Origin of the sequence: Methylobacterium sp. CCH5-D2, from assembly GCF_001556475.1 — a bacterium.
Taxonomy (GTDB): domain Bacteria; phylum Pseudomonadota; class Alphaproteobacteria; order Rhizobiales; family Beijerinckiaceae; genus Methylobacterium; species Methylobacterium hispanicum.
Genome location: NZ_LSIX01000105.1, coordinates 1 through 662, shown reverse-complemented (window position 1 = coordinate 662; position 662 = coordinate 1). Strand labels below are relative to the sequence as shown.

Here is a 662-nt window from a genome sequence, read left to right as displayed (position 1 = left end):
GCCCGCACCGAGCCCCCGCCGGGCCAGGGCCTCGGTGCGGGCGGCGCGCAGGGCACGGGCCCGCTCCGCGGTCTCGTTCGCCGTTCTGATCGGCATCGTGCCGGCGCTCTCCCTCACCGCCCCGGGGCCACGCGGGTCCCCCTCGTTCATCGCCCGATGCCGTCCCGCGCCGCGCGCGCGCCGGCCGCGATCTCGGCGGCGGTCGCGCCGTCACCCTCGCGGAGCACCGTCTCCGGCGGCAGGGCTTGGCTCAGCCGCAGCGCGTTGTCGAGGGCCCGGCGCGCCGCCTCGGTCCGCCCCAGGCCCGCGAGCAGCAGGCCGAGATGGTGGTGGGCCATGACGAAGCCCGGATCGAGATAGAGCGCCGCCCGGAAGGCGCGCTCGGCCTCGGCCGCGATCAGCCCCTCGTAGAAGCGCAAGGTCGGGTCGGTCGGGCGCGCGGCGAGCGCCGCCCGCAGCGCGCGCCAGGCCGCGCCGCTCTCGCCCGCGTCGGCGCGCGCCCGGATCTCGGCCAGCGCCGCCTCGGGGTCCGGAGCGGGATCCGGCCCGGACTCCTTGCCCTCGGGCGGGAGCGCCTCGGCGGGTCCAGGCGGCGGGGCGGGCTCGTCCGGCGGGGCGGTCGGCTCGGAACCCAGTTCGGAGATCGGCCCGGAGACCGGCTC

1 pseudogene is annotated in these 662 nt (G+C 79.8%); it reads right to left on the bottom strand.

The features are described from left to right. Positions 1-146: 146 nt before the first annotated feature. A pseudogene (locus tag AX737_RS33995) lies at positions 147-662 on the bottom strand (protein-glutamate methyltransferase); the annotation flags it as partial.